The following is a 16,122-nucleotide window of genomic DNA, read 5'->3' as shown; positions in this document are numbered from 1 at the left end:
ATGAGATTCTTCGGGTGCTTAAATCAAAGAAAGGCTTCCGCGCGGCAACGTTCGGGGGCTTTTTTCTTTTGTGATGCGTCTCCTGTTAGTCGTTCGAGTTAAAACTCACTGCTTGGACCGGTATTCGGCAAACAGCGTTTGAAGATGTTCCAGAACGAACTCGGCAAATTCCGGCGCTTCGTTCTTGTCGATAGAGATATCCAGCTTGCGGTCGCTTTCGACGACCTTTGCCAGCCGGCCGCCGGTTTCGGATGACCAGACACCGGTTTTTTTTGCCTGCGCCTTGGGCTTCAGAAAATCCAGAAGCGACTTGAAACGGTCTTCCGATGGCAGGGCAGCAACCGAGGCATCCCTCACATAGGCACGGGCCGCTTCCTTGACCTGAGAAGAGGAAAGCTGATCGGCAAGGTCCATCCAGTTACGACGGCCGACAGTTGGGGCGGGGCCAATAAGATCGACCAGATCCTCCGGAATGCGGCCGACAACCGACAGCATGTTGGAGAGATCGCCCTTGTGCAGCGACATGGCGGCCATGATCGTATCTCGCGGAAACCGTATCTGCAGTTTCTGGGCAAAGCGTGCCTTTTCGATATAGGTGAGATCGCGACGTTCGTTGTTTTCCTGTCCCTGGGCAACGACGAGCTGCTCATCGCTGAGATCACGTACGACCGCCTTGACCGGAATACCGAGGCTGGAGACTGCACGCAGGCGACGATGACCAAAGGCGACCTGATAACGGCCGGGGAACTCGGGATGCGGGCGCACCAGAATGGGAACCTGCTGGCCCTGTTCACGAATGGCTTCAACCAGACCTGCATCCGCCTCTTCGGAGGCTGGCATGCGATCAGGTATGAAAGAGGGATCTATATCGGCAGGATTGAGCGAAACGATCGTGAGACCTTCTGCGAGCTGCCTTTCGATTTCTTCCGCACGCTTGGCGCGTTCCGATACCTCGCTGAGCGACTGGCCGATCATTCCCACCGGGGAATTCAGAACATCGGTCACGAGTTCCGGAGAGCCAAGGATGGGCCTGATACGCGGACGCGACCGCTCGGATGCGGTCTCATTGCTGTCGGCGGCCGGAGTACCAAGATTGGCGAATATCTGTTTTCTGCTCATGCTGCCCTACCCCACGCTTTTTTAATCAGTCCTTCGATTTCAGCGTTTACGTTGTTCATGGCTTCCAGCGCACGGTCATAGGTGGACCGGGTGAACTGGGTTCTTTCCACTTCGAAAAGTGTCTGGTTGGTCAGTCCGGCATCCGAGACGGCCGTGCTCTTCAGCATCGGGTGGATGAGGACGTTTTCACCGAAAATCGAGCGCAGGAAGGCGACCATCTGGTTCTGCGGTCCGTCGCTCGGTTCAAAACGGGTGATCAGATAACGCATCCAGTTATAGTCGGAACGTGCGCCCGCCCTGCCGATTTCGGCGAGAAGGTCGCCGGTCATGGCAAGGAACTGGTTCATCGACATCACATCCAGCATTTGCGGATGAACGGTGACGAGGACGGATGTGGCGGCTGTCAGCGCCGAAAGCGTCAGATAACCAAGCTGCGGCGGGCAATCGATGACCACGACATCATAGAAGTTCTGCGCCTGGGCAATTGCCTGACCAATGCGGGCGAAAAACAGTGTATCGCCGGGTGCGCGGCGCATCAGAGCGCGGGGCGTGTCGTGTTCGAATTCCATGAGTTCCAGATTGCCCGGAACGATATGGAGATTAGGAATATAGGTGCCGCGAACGATTTCAGCGATCGGCCGGCGTTCGTCATCGTAACGAATGGCGCCATAAAGCGTTTCGTTCGGACCGACATCAATCTCTGGCTGATGACCGAAGAGCGCTGACAGGCTGGCCTGCGGATCGAGATCGATGGCGAGCACCCGGTAACCGCGCAGCGCCAGATATTGCGCCAGATGTGCAGACGTCGTGGTTTTTCCAGAACCGCCCTTGAAGTTCATGACGGCGATGACCTGCAACTCTTCGCCATCACGGCGGTGTGGCAGATAACGGCGGGTGCCGCGCGCGCCCTGATCAAGGAATTTTCTGATCTCGTCCATATCCTCAACCGAATAGGAACGGCGGCCGGAGGCTTGGGCCGCATCGAGTTCCGGGCGTTCGGCGGCGATCTGACGAAGATAGGCCTCGCCGATACCGATCAGCCGCGCGGTTTCTGCCGGTGAGAAATGGCGCATGCTCTTTTCGGTGTGTGGTGAAAATGTATTTGCATTATGAGCCTGCAATTGGGCTGACAACGCAGCCGAATGCTGTTGTATAAGACTCGTCAGGTCGGGTGCTCCTGCGGCACGTCTTAAATCGGCACTCTGTGTCATCGGTCTTCTTTCGCTCGAAATTGCAGTAGCGGTTTTTTTCGAAAAAGGCGGTTTTTTCCGCAACTGAGATATAAGCGCCGATTCTCTTTTTGGCGCAATAGGCTTTTTTCTCAGGTGCGAAAGTGCCGCTAAGGCATTGTGGAAGAATCACTTTTGTTTTTTGTGACAGTTTGACGGTTAGCCGCGGCTAACTTCGCCCTGACGATCAGACAGACGGGCGCGGATCGCGTCTTTTCACACAAGGAATGTATGCCCGCGCAGAAGTTTGCCGCGGCTAACTTTTTGGTTTTGACCCACTGCACATCCGATCATCCCGCGGCAAAAAGTGAAGGGTGGACATTCGCGGATGTTTAATCTCTACTCATTGACTAGAGTATCGTTGGGTTCGACGCCCGTCGTCTGGCTGTTCAAGCTGTCGCAGGTTGGAGGAATGAATGTCCTATGATGTCGCTCTCGTCGGGTCGGGTTTCTCGGCCATTTGTACCGCCGCTCATCTTTTATCGTCCCTGCCGGCGGAAGCCTCGATCGCTATCGTGGGCGATGAATCGGATTTCGGGCGCGGCACCGCCTATCGTACCGAACTTCCCTATCATCGGCTGAATGTGCCAGCCGGTCGAATGAGTGTCTTCCCTGACCGCCCCGGTGATTTTGTCGACTGGTTGGCGGAAAATGGGATAGCGGAGGATCCTCTGCTGTTCGCCTCGCGTGGAGACTATGGTCTTTATCTTCGCGACAGGCTGGCGGGTTTGCTTAGAAGCAGGGAGCAACGGGCGCGGGTGGATTTCGTTCGGGCCAAGGCTTCGGCCTGTCGCCCGGATGGCAAGGGTGGATTTTCTTTCGCTCTGGAGAATGGCGAGCAGCTGCGCGCGCAGAATGTCGTTTTGTGTCTCGGTGTCGGCGCGGCGAGTTTGCCGGTGCAAACTGTCGCGAGGGAAGAAGAGGGGCCACAACGTATCATCGGTCACTGCTGGCAGCCGGGATGGCTGTCCAAAGTCAAGGCCGGAGATCGCATCTGTATTCTGGGTTCGGGTCTGACGATGATCGATCAGGTTCTGACCCTGCGGGGAAAAGGGCATCAAGGCCCGATCCATGTTCTCTCCCGACGCGGCCTGGTGCCGCATCCGCATGTCAGCCCGCCTGCTCCCCCCACGGAGCCTGAGCTGCCTGATGGCTCGACGGAGATCAGCCTGTTGCTGCAGTCTTTACGCAAACAGGTCAGCGATGGCGCACCGTGGCGCACCGTTATGGATGGTTTGCGGCCGAAAACACAATTGCTGTGGCAACGCCTTACACCTGCGCAGCGCAGCCGGTTTCTTCGGCATGCCTTGCCTTGGTGGAATATCCATCGGCACCGCATCGCGCCTGAGGTCTCTGGTGCTTTCGAGAAGTTGCTCTCGGACGGCATTCTGGAAATTCATGCGGGTTACCTCCGGTCCATAGACGAAGGGGAGGAGGGGATTGCCGTGCGCTACCGCCGCAGACATACACAAGTGGTGAGGGAACTTCAGGTCGATTGGGTCGTCAATTGCACGGGCATGGAGCGGGCCGGCATCGGTCATTCGCGGCTTCTTGAAGCCATGTGCGGCGAGGGTGTTATTTCACTGGACCCTTTCGGGCTCGGGGTCGAGGTTGACGACCACTCCCATTTGCTGCGGACGGACGGACGAAGCTGGCCCGGTCTTTTCGCCGCGGGTGCGCTGACGGCAGGCCGGTTCTGGGAGATAACCGCTGTTCCGGATATTCGTGTGCAGGCACAGAAGATCGCGCGGGAGATTACGCGGAGAGTGACCGCGAATGATCGGGTTGCTGCACAGGGCTGATCCGGCCGAAGAATCGACCATAGCGAGAGGTGCCGTCATAACAGACATTCTCGGCGCCTCTTGATTTTGATGTTAGCCGCGGCAAACTTTTTCTTTGAATGAATGTGCTGACTATTCATTGGAGGCCGAATTCGCGGATTCGAGGCGGCTGATGAATGTCGCGTGGGCTTTCCGCACGATAGCAACGAACGTTCTTTGGTGAAGTACCGCTTTTTGCCTTCAAAGTGCGTATTCCCGCAATCAACTGGGGTAAAAGACCGAGACCGTCTTTGCGGGGTAATGTCCGCGATTGCTAAATAATTTACATAGCTTATGGAAGTTCGTCATAAAAGAGGCTATAAACCCTGTAAATTTCTGAAATTATGAAAATAATTTGCGAGGACCAATGCAGAAACAGAAACTGGTAAGATACGAGACGGCGGACAGTCAGGCCGGCGGACAGCGTCGGCCATTTGCCAAGGCCGTTCGCGCCGGTGATTTCGTTTATGTTTCGGGGCAGGTGCCGACTGTTGATGGCGAGGTCGTGACCGGCGGCATCGTGGCGCAGACCGAGCAGGTGGTCGCGAATATCAGGGATGTTCTGGCGCTGGCGGATTGTACGCTTGCCGATGTGGTCAAGGTCAATGTCTGGCTGGATGATGCGCGGGATTTTTCGAGCTTCAACGCCGTTTTCCAGAAATATTTCATCGATCATCCACCCGCGCGCTCGACCGTGCAATCACCGCTGATGGTCGATGCCAAGGTGGAAATGGACGTTATCGCTTATAAGCCGCTGGCTTGAAGCCCAATTTGCCTATTTTTGAGAGTAGATGATGACCTATCCCTGGCCTGATGTGGGCACACCCCTCAATGCGATTTCAACGCCAATGCCCGTCATTGACGAGGATAGGCTCAGTGCCAATATCCTCAGGGCGCAATCCTATCTGGATGAACACGGTAAGGCTTTCCGGCCGCATATCAAGACGCACAAGATACCGGCTATCGCAAAACAGCAGCTGCAGGCTGGTGCGATCGGCATTAATTGCCAGAAAGTCAGTGAGGCGGAAGTTTTCGCGGATGCCGGTTTCGATGACATCCTGATCACCTACAATATTCTCGGTGCAGCAAAGCTTTCGCAGCTGAAGGCGTTGAATGCGCGCATCGGCGGGCTGAGCGTGGTTGCCGATAGCGCGGTCACGATTGCCGGTCTTGCCGATACATTCGAGGCAGTAATGCCGCTTGCCGTGCTTGTCGAATGCGATACGGGCGGCAAGCGCTGCGGCGTGCAGACGCCGGAAGCGGCATTGGCGCTTGCGGAAAAGATTGTTGCGGCCCCGGGCCTCAGATTCAAGGGCATTTTGACCTATCCGGCACCGGATGGGGCCGAGACGGTGGAAAACTTCCTTCGCAAAACCATGGCGTTGCTTGCGGCAAGGGGCATTGACTGCCCGGTCCGTTCCAGCGGCGGTTCGCCCGATTTTTATTCCGCCCATCTCGTTCCTTCCGCGACCGAACATCGGGCAGGCACCTATGTCTATAATGATCGCGCCATGCTGCGCGCGGGACATTGCACGACCGGCGATCTCGCCATGCATGTTCTCGCCACCGTCGTTTCGAGGCCTACGGCCGATCGGGCGGTGCTGGACAGCGGATCCAAGGCCTTGACCTCGGATCTCCTGGGTTTCAGCGATTATGGGCTGATCGAAGGTTGTGAGGGCGCAAAAATCGTCTCGCTTTCGGAAGAACACGCCGTCGTTGATCTGTCCGGCTGCGCTTCCGGGCGGCCTGAAATCGGTGATGTGGTAAAGGTCGTGCCGAACCACACCTGCGTCGTCAGCAATCTTTTCGACAGGATGGTTTTCCATCGAAACGGTGTCGTAACACGCGTTGAGAAGGTCACAGCGCGCGGTACCGTCTGGTAAAGTTACCCGGCTAATTAAATTGGAATCGGAAGCTGCGAAAATGCAGATACCGGCAACGAGAATCTGGAAATATGCGCTTCTTCACGGCGTCGCTCGCCACTGAAACCAACACGTTTTCACCCGTACCGACGGATATGGACGCTTTCCGTGCGGCTTTTTATGCCGGGCCGGGCGAGCATCCCGAAACGCCGACGCTCTGCTCGTCGCCCGTGCCGATTCTGCGTCGTCGCGGCAAGGCGGAAGGGTTCACGGTGATTGAGGGAACCTCATGCTGGGCGGAACCGGCGGGACTTATCCAGCGCCAGACTTATGAAACGCTGCGGGACACGATTCTTGCCGAACTCGCCGCCGCCATGCCCGTAGATGCCGTGGTCCTTGGCCTGCATGGAGCCATGGTGGCGCAGGGTTATGACGATCCGGAAGGCGATTTCCTCTCCCACATCCGCGCGATGGTTGGACCGGAAGTGCTGATCGCAGCGGAATTCGATCCCCACAGCCACCTGACGGCGCTTCGGGTCAAAAATCTCGACATCATGGCGACGTTTCTGGAGTTTCCGCACACGGATTTCGAAGAGCGCGGCGAACATGTGGTGGAGATGGCGCTGCGCACGCTTCGGGGAGAGATCAAACCGGTCATCTCGACTTTCGATTGCCGCATGATCACTATTTATCCCACCAGCCGCGAGCCGATGCGTTCTTATGTCGACCGGCTGAAGGCAATGGAGGGCAGGGACGGCATCCTATCGATTTCGGTCATTCATGGTTTCATGGCCGGCGACGTACCGGATATGGGAACGCGCATCGTTGTCGTCACCGATAATAACAGGGCGAAGGGTGAGGCGCTGGCTGAAAAGCTCGGCCGCGAGCTCTATGCCATGCGCAAGCTGACAGCCATGCCAATGCTGGATACGGAAACGGGTCTCGACCGGGTTCTCGCCATTCGCAGCGGCAATCAGGAGAAGCCGGTCGTGGTATCGGACATCTGGGACAATCCGGGTGGCGGTGTTGCCGGTGATGCCACCCATATTCTGCGGCGCATGGTGGACCGCGGCATGGACAATTTCGCTGTCGCGACGATCTGGGACCCGATCGCCGTGTCTTTCTGTCACGCGGCGGGGGAGGGTGCCGAGATTGACCTGCGCATCGGCGGCAAATCCAGCCCGCAAGGCGGCGAACCGCTCGATTTCCGTATAAAGGTGATGCGCACGGCCGAGGCCGGCTGGCAGAGTTTCCGCAACAGCCGCGTAACACTCGGCCGCGCCGCTGTCGTGCGGCCGCTCGGCACGGAGATCGATATCATCCTCATCACCAGCCGGACGCAGACTTATGAGCCGGATATCTTTTCCAATCTCGGCATCGATTTCGCGAAAAAAGACGTGCTGCTGGTCAAGTCGACCAACCATTTTCATGCGGGGTTTGCGCCCGTCGCCTCCGAGATCGTTTATATAGCGGCCCCGACGTCCTATCCGACCGATCCGGCAAAAACGCCCTATCGCAAGGCGAGCCTCGAGCTTTGGCCACGGGTGGCTGATCCGCTGGGCCTGGATTGAGCGGCAGCCGTTCGAGCATTATCGGGACGGAACTCTGAAGCCTTTTTCTGGAAAGGCTTCAGAGGCGCTCAAGCGTGATCAGGAAAAACGCGCTTTCGTTTTGACCTGCTTCGACTGTGAACGGTAAGCCGCCTTCGATCAGCAGACCATCCAGCTTCCCCAGCTGCTCCTTGCCGTCACCGGTGGAAACCGTCAGTGGATCGAGTGCCAGGATAAGTGTCGCGTTTCCGCCTGCTTTCCCCGCAAACAGACCGAAGTGCCTCCTGACGACATGGCGAAAGGTCGAACGGCGGGTCATGACGTTCAGATCGGTGATCGCGCCGTCGGATAAGATCGCATTGACGGGAACATCGGCCGGAAAGCGCAGGGGCTGGCTTTCCACGGTCAGCATCAGTGGATCGGCGGCCGCAATTGCCAGCGCCATGCCGTTTCCCTCAAGAATGGACAGGGTGCGGTCTATTCCGGGAAAGATCGAAAACGGCCCGTCGCTTGCGACCGTCGCCATGCTGATACGCCAGTCGAAATCATGGACGGAAGAGCCTGGCGGAAAGATGGCGATTTCCACGGTCTCGCCGCCGCCGTTTTTCCAGGGCATTCGCTTATAGTCGCTTGCGCGCAGCAGGGTCATGGTTGTCCACTTTTGAAAGATCGGCCGGAAACGGTGTTCCCCATTTCCGGCCGTGGCAGGATCAATTGCCGAGGATGCCGGGCAGGCGCAGGCCCTGTTCCTTGGCGCATTCCACGGCGATGTCGTAACCGGCATCGGCATGGCGCATCACGCCGGTTGCCGGGTCGTTCCAGAGCACGCGCTCCAGCCGGCGAGCCGCATCGTCGGTGCCATCGGCGCAGATGACCATGCCGGAATGCTGCGAGAAGCCCATGCCGACACCGCCGCCGTGATGCAGCGAAACCCAGGTCGCGCCGGATGCCGTGTTGAGCAGCGCATTGAGGAGCGGCCAGTCCGAAACGGCGTCCGAGCCGTCCTTCATGGCTTCGGTCTCGCGGTTGGGCGAGGCGACGGAGCCACTGTCGAGATGGTCACGGCCGATGACAACAGGCGCCTTCAGCTCGCCGTTCTTGACCATTTCATTGAAGGCAAGCCCAAGACGATGGCGGTCGCCAAGGCCGACCCAGCAAATACGTGCCGGCAGGCCCTGGAATGCGATGCGCTCGCGCGCCATGTCGAGCCAATTGTGCAGATGCTTGTTGTCAGGCAGCAGTTCCTTCACCTTGGCGTCGGTCTTGTAGATGTCTTCCGGATCACCTGACAGGGCTGCCCAGCGGAACGGGCCGATGCCACGGCAAAACAGCGGGCGGATATAGGCCGGCACGAAGCCCGGGAAGGCAAAGGCGTTCTCCAGCCCCTCATCCTTGGCGACCTGGCGGATATTGTTGCCGTAATCAAGCGTCGGAACGCCGGCGTTCCAGAAATCGACCATGGCCTGCACATGCACCTTCATCGAGGCGCGCGCTGCGGCGGCAACGGCCTTCGGGTCGCTTTCCTGCTTGGCACGCCATTCGGCAACGGTCCATCCGGCCGGAAGATACCCATGGACGGGATCATGCGCCGAGGTCTGGTCGGTGACGATATCGGGACGAACGCCGCGACGGACGAGTTCCGGGAAGATTTCCGCCGCATTGCCGATCAGGCCGACGGATTTCGCCTCGCCCGCCTTGGTCCATTGGTCGATCAGCGCCAGCGCCTCATCGAGTGTATGCGCCTTCGCATCGACATAACGGGTACGCAGGCGGAAATCGACGCGGGTTTCATCACATTCGACGGCAAGGCAGCAGGCGCCGGCCATGACGGCGGCCAGCGGCTGTGCGCCGCCCATGCCGCCGAGACCGCCGGTCAGGATCCACTTGCCCTTCAGGTTGCCGTCCTAATGCTGGCGGCCGGCCTCGATGAAGGTTTCATAGGTGCCCTGCACGATGCCCTGCGTACCGATGTAGATCCACGAACCGGCCGTCATCTGGCCGTACATGGCAAGACCCTTCTTATCCAGCTCGTTGAAGTGATCCCAGTTCGCCCAGTGTGGCACGAGGTTGGAGTTGGCGATCAGGACGCGCGGCGCATCCTTGTGGGTGCGGAATACACCGACCGGCTTGCCGGACTGGACGATGAGGGTTTCATCCTCGTTCAGATCTTTCAGCGTCGCGACGATGCGGTCGAAATCGTCCCGGGTGGGGGCGGCGGGGCCGATACCGCCATAAACCACCAGCTCATGCGGGCGCTCGGCGACATCGGGATCGAGATTGTTCATCAGCATGCGCAGCGGGGCTTCCGTCATCCAGCTCTTGGCATTGAGTTCAGTGCCCTGCGGCGCGCGGACATCGCGAATATTATGGCGTGGATTGTTCATGTGTTTTCCCCTTATCGTTTTGTGTCGAGCGCAAATTTTTCCATGCGCGTGAGAATGGTTTTGAGACGGGAGCGAAGCCGGTCGGCCTTGCCCGCGTCATAGGCGAAAGGCGGCGTCTCGCTTTGAAGATGGGTGGACTGCGCCAGCTCCATCTGGATGGCGTGCACGCTGCTCTGCGGTTTTCCGTAATGGCGCGTCGTCCAACCGCCTTTGAAGCGACCGTTCAGGATGCTGTCGTAACCCTCTGCAGCGGCGGTCGCTTCGACAGCGATTTTTTCGATCGTCGGGTCGCAAGTTGCGCCCATATCCGTGCCGATGTTGAAATCCGGCAGCTTGCCTTCGAACAGGAAGGGAATATGCGAACGGATCGAATGGCAATCATAGAGAATGGCAATGCCATGAATGGATTTGACCCGTTCGATTTCCGCCGCAAGCGCTGCGTGATAGGGCGCGTGAAAGGTTTCCAGACGGTATGCGATGTCGTCCTGAGTGGGCTCCTGCCCTTCATTCCAGATCGGCTTGCCGTCGAAATCGGTCTCCGGAACAAGCCCTGTTGTGTTCTGGCCGGGATAAAGGCTCACCCCGGCGGGGTCGCGGTTGGCGTCGATCACGTACCGATGAAAGGTGGCACGCACCGTCGTCGCTTCTGGGATCAGATCCGCATAGAGCTCGTGAATATGCCAGTCGGTATCGGCCAGCAATTTTCCGTTTTCGTTCAGGCGTTGCCAGATATCCGCCGGCACATCCGTGCCGGTGTGGGGTAGCCCGAGAATGATCGGCGATGAACCTTCCTTGATGTCAAAGACACGCATCTCAAACCTCCAGCTTCGGCAGAATGCCGCCTGAAATCGTCGAGACCAGAGCGCCGGAAGCGATCAGCTCTGCCGCCGCCTTCAGGTCCGGCGCCATATAACGGTCTTCTTCCAGCGACGGGATCGTGGCGCGTAGCGCGGCAATCACCTTCTGCAATTCGGGGCTGGTTTTCAGCGGCCCACGCAACTCCACACCCTGAATGGCCGAAAGCGCCTCGATGCCAAGGATGGCGAAGAGATTGTCCGTCATCGGCAGCAGACGTCGTGCACCGTGGCAGGCCATGGACACATGGTCTTCCTGATTGGCGGAGGTCGGCGTCGAATCGACCGAGGCCGGATGCGCCATCTGCTTGTTCTCGCTCATCAGCGCGGCGGAGGTGACTTCGGCGATCATCAGGCCCGAATTCAGCCCTGGCTTCTTGGAAAGAAAGGCCGGCAGCCCATAGGAAAGGGCCGGATCGACCAGAAGCGCCACACGACGCTGGGCGATCGCGCCGATTTCGCAAATGGCAAGCGCCGTCTGATCGGCGGCAAAGGCGACCGGTTCGGCGTGGAAATTGCCGCCGGAGACGACGGAATTGTCTGAAAGCACCAGCGGATTGTCGGTTACGGCGTTGGCTTCGATTTCCAGTGTGCGGGCCACCTGCCGCAGAAGATCGAGGCAGGCGCCATCCACCTGCGGCTGGCAACGGATGCAATAAGGGTCCTGCACCCGCTCGTCGCCCTCGATGTGGCTAACGCGGATTTCCGAACCATCCAGCAGATTACGAAGCGCCGCTCCCGCGTCGATCTGGCCCTTATGGCCGCGCAGGCTGTGAATATCGGGATGAAAAGGGGCAGACGACCCCATCGCGGCATCGGTGGAAAGCGCGCCGGTGATAAGCGCCGCCTGTGCCGCGCGATGGGCGCGGAAAAGACCGGCGAGCGCCAGCGCCGTCGAGGTCTGCGTGCCGTTGATAAGTGCAAGCCCTTCCTTGGCTGCCAGAACCACCGGGGTCAATCCGGCTTTCGCAAGTGCTTGGCCGGCGGGCAGAAGCGCTCCCTCATAAAAGGCCTCGCCTTCGCCCATCATCACCGCGGCCATATGGGCCAGCGGCGCGAGATCGCCGGAAGCGCCGACCGAACCCTTTTCGGGAATGACGGGAATGACACCTTTCTCAAGCATGGCTTCGATCAGCCGCACCAGTTCCAGCCGCACGCCGGAAGCGCCGCGGCCGAGCGAAACCAGCTTCAGCGCCATGATCAGCCGCACGATATTTTCAGGAAGCGGTGCGCCGACCCCGCAGCAATGCGACAGGATGAGATTGCGCTGCAGCGTCGCCACATCGGCCGCGTCGATCTTGATGGAGGCAAGTTTGCCGAAACCGGTATTGATGCCGTAGACCGGCGCATTGCCGGCAGCAATCTCCGCGATGCGGGCTGCTGCCTTTTCAATGCCGGCATCGAAGCTGCGGTCGAGCTTTGCCGTACCGTTTTCCCAGTATATGGTGGAAAGCTCGGCAAGCGTCACGGCGCCTGGATGAAGGGTGATGGCTTTTATGGTCATGGGGAAACCTTCCGTCCCTTGAAAATACGGGCATGGAGCGGATTAAAACCGATGCGATAGACAAGCTCGGCCGGACGCTCGATATCCCAGATGGCAAAATCAGCCGATTTTCCGGCCTCCAGCGTGCCGGTTTCCGCAAGCAGGCCGAGCGCCTTTGCCGCATTGCGTGTCGTCGCCGTCAGACACTCTTCCACGGTCATGCGGAAAAGCGTGGCGCCCATATTCATGGTCAGCAGCAGGGAGGTGAGCGGCGAAGTGCCGGGATTGCAGTCCGTTGCGAGCGCAATGTCGGCTCCGGCATCGCGCAGTGCCTGTACCGGCGGCAGCTGCTTTTCGCGCAGCGCATAAAAGGCACCGGGAAGAAGCACGGCCACGGTTCCTGCTTTCGCCAGTGCCTTCGCACCGGCCTCATCAAGATATTCCAGGTGATCGGCCGACAGCGCATTATAGGATGCCGCAAGCTCGGAACCGCCAAGGTTGGAAAGCTGCTCCGCATGCAGCTTGACCGGAAGGCCACGCTGTTTTGCGGCCTTGAAAACCCGGTCGATCTCCGCAACGGAAAAGGCGATGCCTTCGCAAAAGCCGTCAACCGCATCCGCCAGTCCTTCCGTATGCGCCTTTTCCAGCCCCGGCAGAACAACGTCGCCAATATAATCGGCGTTACGGCCCTTATAGTCTGCAGGTGTCGCGTGTGCGGCGAGATAGCTGGTGACGATGCGCACCGGCCGTAATGTCTCAAGCCTGCGCGCAACGCGCAGCATCTTCAGTTCGGTTTCGATGTCGAGACCGTAACCGGATTTGATTTCGACCGTGGAAATGCCTTCGGAAAGAAGGGTGTCGAGACGCGGAAGCGCCTGCGCCACCAGAACCTCTTCCGAAAGCGCGCGCGTATCGCGCACCGAAGAAACAATGCCGCCGCCGGCCTTGGCGATCTCTTCATAGGTCGCACCGTTCAACCGCATCTCGAATTCCATGGCGCGATTGCCGCCGAAGACAAGATGGGTGTGGCAGTCGATCAGGGCAGGGGTGATCCAGCGGCCGCCGCAATCGGTGGTGTCATCGGCTGTCGCCAGATCGGCGGGCAGATCGCTTTCAGGACCAGCAAAGGCGATGCGGCCGTTACGTACGGCAATCACGGCATTTTCGACGGCGCCGATGCCATCCATGTCGGGGTTGAAGGTTGCCAGCCGGGCGTTGCGCCACAAAGCCGTGGCGTTCCCCGTCGCCGTTCCGTTTGCAGATTTGTTCCCTGGCATTTGCTTTTCGCCTTTCCTTTGTGAGTTAAATGTATATACATAATAATCGGCTTGGCAAGCTGCAATTTCGCGTTTGAAATAGCCTTGCCGGACAGAACCAAAGGAGAGGGTGGCATGACGGCAATTCACGCGGGCGCAGCGCTTCTGGCGGGTGGATGGGCGAAGGATGTTCGCATCATCTGCGATGACGGCGTTATTTCATCCGTCGAAACCGGTGTTTCCCCGCAGCCGCAGGATGAGCGTCACGCCGTCATCGTTCCAGCCATGCCCAATCTCCACAGCCATGCCTTTCAGCGGGCCATGGCCGGGCTTGCCGAAATCCGCGGCCCGGGTGACGACAGTTTCTGGAGCTGGCGCACCGTCATGTACAAATTCGCGCTCTCCATGACGCCTGACCATGTCGAGGCCGTTGCCGCCCAGCTTTATATGGAAATGCTGGAGGCCGGTTTCGGAAGGGTCGGCGAATTTCACTATCTGCATAATGACAGGGACGGTTCGCATTACGGCAATATCGCCGAAATGGCCGAACGCATCGGCGCGGCCGCGTCGCAGACGGGCATCGGTCTCACCTTGCTGCCGGTCTTTTACGCCCATTCCGGTTTCGGCGGCCAGGCTCCGATCGATGGGCAGAAACGCTTCATCCATTCGCTCGACAGTTATGGAAAGCTGATGCAGGGCGCACAGGCAGTGGCGGACAAATTGCCGGGTGCGGTCCTCGGCATTGCGCCACACAGCCTGCGTGCCGTAACCGGCGACGAGCTGGCAGCCATCGAGCCGCTGGCAAAGGGTGGGCCGATCCATATTCATGTGGCGGAACAAACGAAGGAAGTGGACGATTCACTCGCCTTTTCCGGTGCGAGACCGGTGGAATGGCTGCTTGAAAACGCGCCGGTCGATGGTCGCTGGTGCCTTATCCATGCGACACACATGACGGAAACCGAAACGCGGCGTATGGCGAAAAGCGGTGCCGTGGCCGGTCTCTGCCCGATCACCGAGGCCAATCTCGGCGACGGTATCTTCCCGGCTCCGGCTTTCCTTGGCGAAAACGGCCATTACGGTGTCGGATCCGATTCCAACATCCTGATTTCCGTGCCGGAAGAATTGCGAACCCTCGAATATTCACAACGCCTCTCGCATCGGGCACGTAATGTCATCGCCGATGCTGGCCATTCCACGGGAGAAAAACTCTTCCGGCAGGCGCTCGAAGGCGGCGGCAGGGCTCTGGCGTCGCCAAATGGTCTGGAAAGCGGGAAAAGTGCGGATTTTGTCGCTCTTGATGTTTCCGCCGTTTCTTATCTTCCGATATCCCAGATTCTCGATCAGTGGATATTTGCGGGTGGTGTTGGCGTCGATTCCGTTTGGGTGCGCGGCAAAAAGCGCGTGCAAGCCGGCCGGCATATCCACCGTCGTGAAATATCCGATCGTTTCAACAAGGTCATGGCCGAACTTCTCGATAGCTGATATGGGCTCGGCAGAAACGGGAAAAAGCCAGTGGGGAAAGGCATTGCGGACGTGACGAAAGCATCGGCCGGGCAAACCCTGCACCAGCGTATCCTCAGCGACATCGAGGGCCGGATCGTTTCGGGAGAATGGCCGCCGGGCCACCGGCTGCCTTTCGAGGTAGACCTCGCCGATCAGTATCACTGTTCGCGCATGACGGTGAACAAGGTCATGGGCCAACTCGCCAAGGCCGGCTTGATCGAACGCCGCAAGAAATCCGGCAGTTTCGTTCGCCAGCCGCAGATCCAGTCTGCCGTTCTGCAAATTCATGACATCGGGGCGGAAGTCGAATCCCTTGGCCTCGAATATGGCTTCAAGATCCTGGAGCGCGAGAGGCGCAGCGCCAAAAGCGGGGATCGTGAGCGGCTCGACGTTTCCGTCGGCACATCGTTGCTCGAGATTCTCTGCATCCATTTCGCCGGTGCGCGCGAATTTTGTGTCGAGCAGCGTCTCATCAGTCTGACGGCCGTGCCGGAAGCGGCTGAAACCGATTTTACCGAAATTGCGCCAGGCCCCTGGCTGCTTGGCCATGTTCCGTGGAGCACTGCCGAACATCGGATCAGTGCCGAGGCGCCGTCGAAGGAGATCGCGCGCCTGCTCGGCATCTCCGACAGGCAGGCCTGTCTTGTGGTCGAGCGTCGTACCTGGAGCAATTCCGGTGCCGTGACCTATGTGCGCTTCACCTATCCTGGCAATGCCCATGCCCTGGTCGCCCGTTTCAGCCCGTCTTCCGACTGATATCCGTAAGGTCGCTCGCGTCCTTTAATTGCGAAATGGAAACCCTATATAGGGGAAGGCTAACCCCACTTATCGTTTGCACGGCGAAAGTCGTTAAAATCCGTTAATCTGTACGATTAATCTCAAATTCCCTTTTAAAATCAGTAATCTGTCACATTTCTTGATTTTTTTGATATTGCTGTGTTGACTTGTTTGGTGGGGTGGATTTATAAGTCCGCTCACTGAACGAGGGCGGCGGCGCTGCTGGCGACGACGACTTTCGTTCTAAAGAAATCAAGCGGATGGGCTGATAGCTTGTTTGTTTCC

12 protein-coding genes and 1 pseudogene are annotated in these 16,122 nt (G+C 58.6%); 6 read left to right on the top strand and 7 right to left on the bottom strand.

The window, feature by feature from the left end:
- Positions 1-105 precede the first annotated feature (105 nt).
- A complete protein-coding gene (gene repB, locus ASB65_RS03570) occupies positions 106-1,119 on the bottom strand; it encodes a plasmid partitioning protein RepB (RefSeq protein ID WP_003505821.1) in 1,014 nt (337 codons plus the stop codon).
- Positions 1,116-2,330 (bottom strand): plasmid partitioning protein RepA, encoded by a 1,215-nt coding sequence (gene repA / locus ASB65_RS03565; RefSeq protein ID WP_026363408.1) that lies wholly within the window; start codon positions 2,328-2,330, stop codon positions 1,116-1,118. The genes repB and repA overlap by 4 nt, the downstream gene beginning before the upstream one ends.
- Before the next feature lie 434 nt (positions 2,331-2,764).
- Here repA and ASB65_RS03560 point away from each other — a divergent pair, with 434 nt between their 5' ends.
- The 4 genes from ASB65_RS03560 (at position 2,765) to ASB65_RS03545 (ending at position 7,601) form a co-directional block, all read left to right on the top strand.
- Entirely contained in the window at positions 2,765-4,150 is a 1,386-nt protein-coding gene (locus ASB65_RS03560; protein WP_035212939.1) for an FAD/NAD(P)-binding protein, read from the top strand.
- A 385-nt stretch (positions 4,151-4,535) separates the two neighbouring features.
- Complete coding sequence (locus tag ASB65_RS03555) at positions 4,536-4,931, top strand: RidA family protein (protein ID WP_020009231.1); 396 nt, start codon at positions 4,536-4,538, stop codon at positions 4,929-4,931.
- Positions 4,932-4,962: 31 nt separating this feature from the next.
- Positions 4,963-6,051 (top strand): D-TA family PLP-dependent enzyme, encoded by a 1,089-nt coding sequence (locus ASB65_RS03550; RefSeq protein WP_080868682.1) that lies wholly within the window; start codon positions 4,963-4,965, stop codon positions 6,049-6,051.
- 71 nt (positions 6,052-6,122) lie between these two features.
- Positions 6,123-7,601 (top strand): M81 family metallopeptidase, encoded by a 1,479-nt coding sequence (locus ASB65_RS03545; protein WP_060723045.1) that lies wholly within the window; start codon positions 6,123-6,125, stop codon positions 7,599-7,601.
- Between the two features lie 58 nt (positions 7,602-7,659).
- On the opposite strand, the gene ASB65_RS03540 is transcribed toward ASB65_RS03545, so the two are convergent.
- The 5 genes and pseudogenes from ASB65_RS03540 to hutI form a co-directional block, all read right to left on the bottom strand.
- Positions 7,660-8,229: a HutD family protein gene (locus ASB65_RS03540; protein WP_060723044.1), complete on the bottom strand. Its 570-nt coding sequence runs from the start codon at positions 8,227-8,229 to the stop codon at positions 7,660-7,662.
- Between the two features lie 61 nt (positions 8,230-8,290).
- Positions 8,291-9,964: pseudogene (gene hutU / locus ASB65_RS03535) on the bottom strand (urocanate hydratase).
- An 11-nt stretch (positions 9,965-9,975) separates the two neighbouring features.
- Positions 9,976-10,776 (bottom strand): N-formylglutamate deformylase, encoded by an 801-nt coding sequence (gene hutG, locus ASB65_RS03530; RefSeq protein ID WP_060723043.1) that lies wholly within the window; start codon positions 10,774-10,776, stop codon positions 9,976-9,978.
- A gap of 1 nt (position 10,777) precedes the next feature.
- Complete coding sequence (gene hutH / locus ASB65_RS03525; RefSeq protein WP_060723042.1) at positions 10,778-12,322, bottom strand: histidine ammonia-lyase; 1,545 nt, start codon at positions 12,320-12,322, stop codon at positions 10,778-10,780.
- Entirely contained in the window at positions 12,319-13,578 is a 1,260-nt protein-coding gene (gene hutI / locus ASB65_RS03520; RefSeq protein ID WP_060723041.1) for an imidazolonepropionase, read from the bottom strand. Before hutI ends, hutH begins: the two co-directional genes overlap by 4 nt.
- 114 nt (positions 13,579-13,692) lie before the next feature.
- On the opposite strand from hutI, the gene ASB65_RS03515 reads away from it, so the two are divergent.
- Positions 13,693-15,039 (top strand): formimidoylglutamate deiminase, encoded by a 1,347-nt coding sequence (locus ASB65_RS03515; RefSeq protein ID WP_060723040.1) that lies wholly within the window; start codon positions 13,693-13,695, stop codon positions 15,037-15,039.
- Between the two features lie 51 nt (positions 15,040-15,090).
- Complete coding sequence (gene hutC, locus ASB65_RS03510) at positions 15,091-15,816, top strand: histidine utilization repressor (protein ID WP_035212964.1); 726 nt, start codon at positions 15,091-15,093, stop codon at positions 15,814-15,816.
- Positions 15,817-16,122: the final 306 nt, after the last annotated feature.

The sequence above is a fragment of the Agrobacterium tumefaciens str. B6 genome, from assembly GCF_001541315.1.
Classification (GTDB): domain Bacteria; phylum Pseudomonadota; class Alphaproteobacteria; order Rhizobiales; family Rhizobiaceae; genus Agrobacterium; species Agrobacterium radiobacter.
This window is presented reverse-complemented; position numbering and strand designations above follow the sequence as displayed.

Bases quoted from the DNA above. Each gene is read 5' to 3' on its own strand.
- repB (WP_003505821.1), bottom strand. From the start codon at position 1,119: ATGAGCAGAAAACAGATATTCGCCAATCTTGGTACTCCGGCCGCCGAC.
- repA (WP_026363408.1), bottom strand. From the start codon at position 2,330: ATGACACAGAGTGCCGATTTAAGACGTGCCGCAGGAGCACCCGACCTG.
- ASB65_RS03560 (WP_035212939.1), top strand. From the start codon at position 2,765: ATGTCCTATGATGTCGCTCTCGTCGGGTCGGGTTTCTCGGCCATTTGT.
- ASB65_RS03555 (WP_020009231.1), top strand. From the start codon at position 4,536: ATGCAGAAACAGAAACTGGTAAGATACGAGACGGCGGACAGTCAGGCC.
- ASB65_RS03550 (WP_080868682.1), top strand. From the start codon at position 4,963: ATGACCTATCCCTGGCCTGATGTGGGCACACCCCTCAATGCGATTTCA.
- ASB65_RS03545 (WP_060723045.1), top strand. From the start codon at position 6,123: ATGCGCTTCTTCACGGCGTCGCTCGCCACTGAAACCAACACGTTTTCA.
- ASB65_RS03540 (WP_060723044.1), bottom strand. From the start codon at position 8,229: ATGACCCTGCTGCGCGCAAGCGACTATAAGCGAATGCCCTGGAAAAAC.
- hutG (WP_060723043.1), bottom strand. From the start codon at position 10,776: ATGCGTGTCTTTGACATCAAGGAAGGTTCATCGCCGATCATTCTCGGG.
- hutH (WP_060723042.1), bottom strand. From the start codon at position 12,322: ATGACCATAAAAGCCATCACCCTTCATCCAGGCGCCGTGACGCTTGCC.
- hutI (WP_060723041.1), bottom strand. From the start codon at position 13,578: ATGCCAGGGAACAAATCTGCAAACGGAACGGCGACGGGGAACGCCACG.
- ASB65_RS03515 (WP_060723040.1), top strand. From the start codon at position 13,693: ATGACGGCAATTCACGCGGGCGCAGCGCTTCTGGCGGGTGGATGGGCG.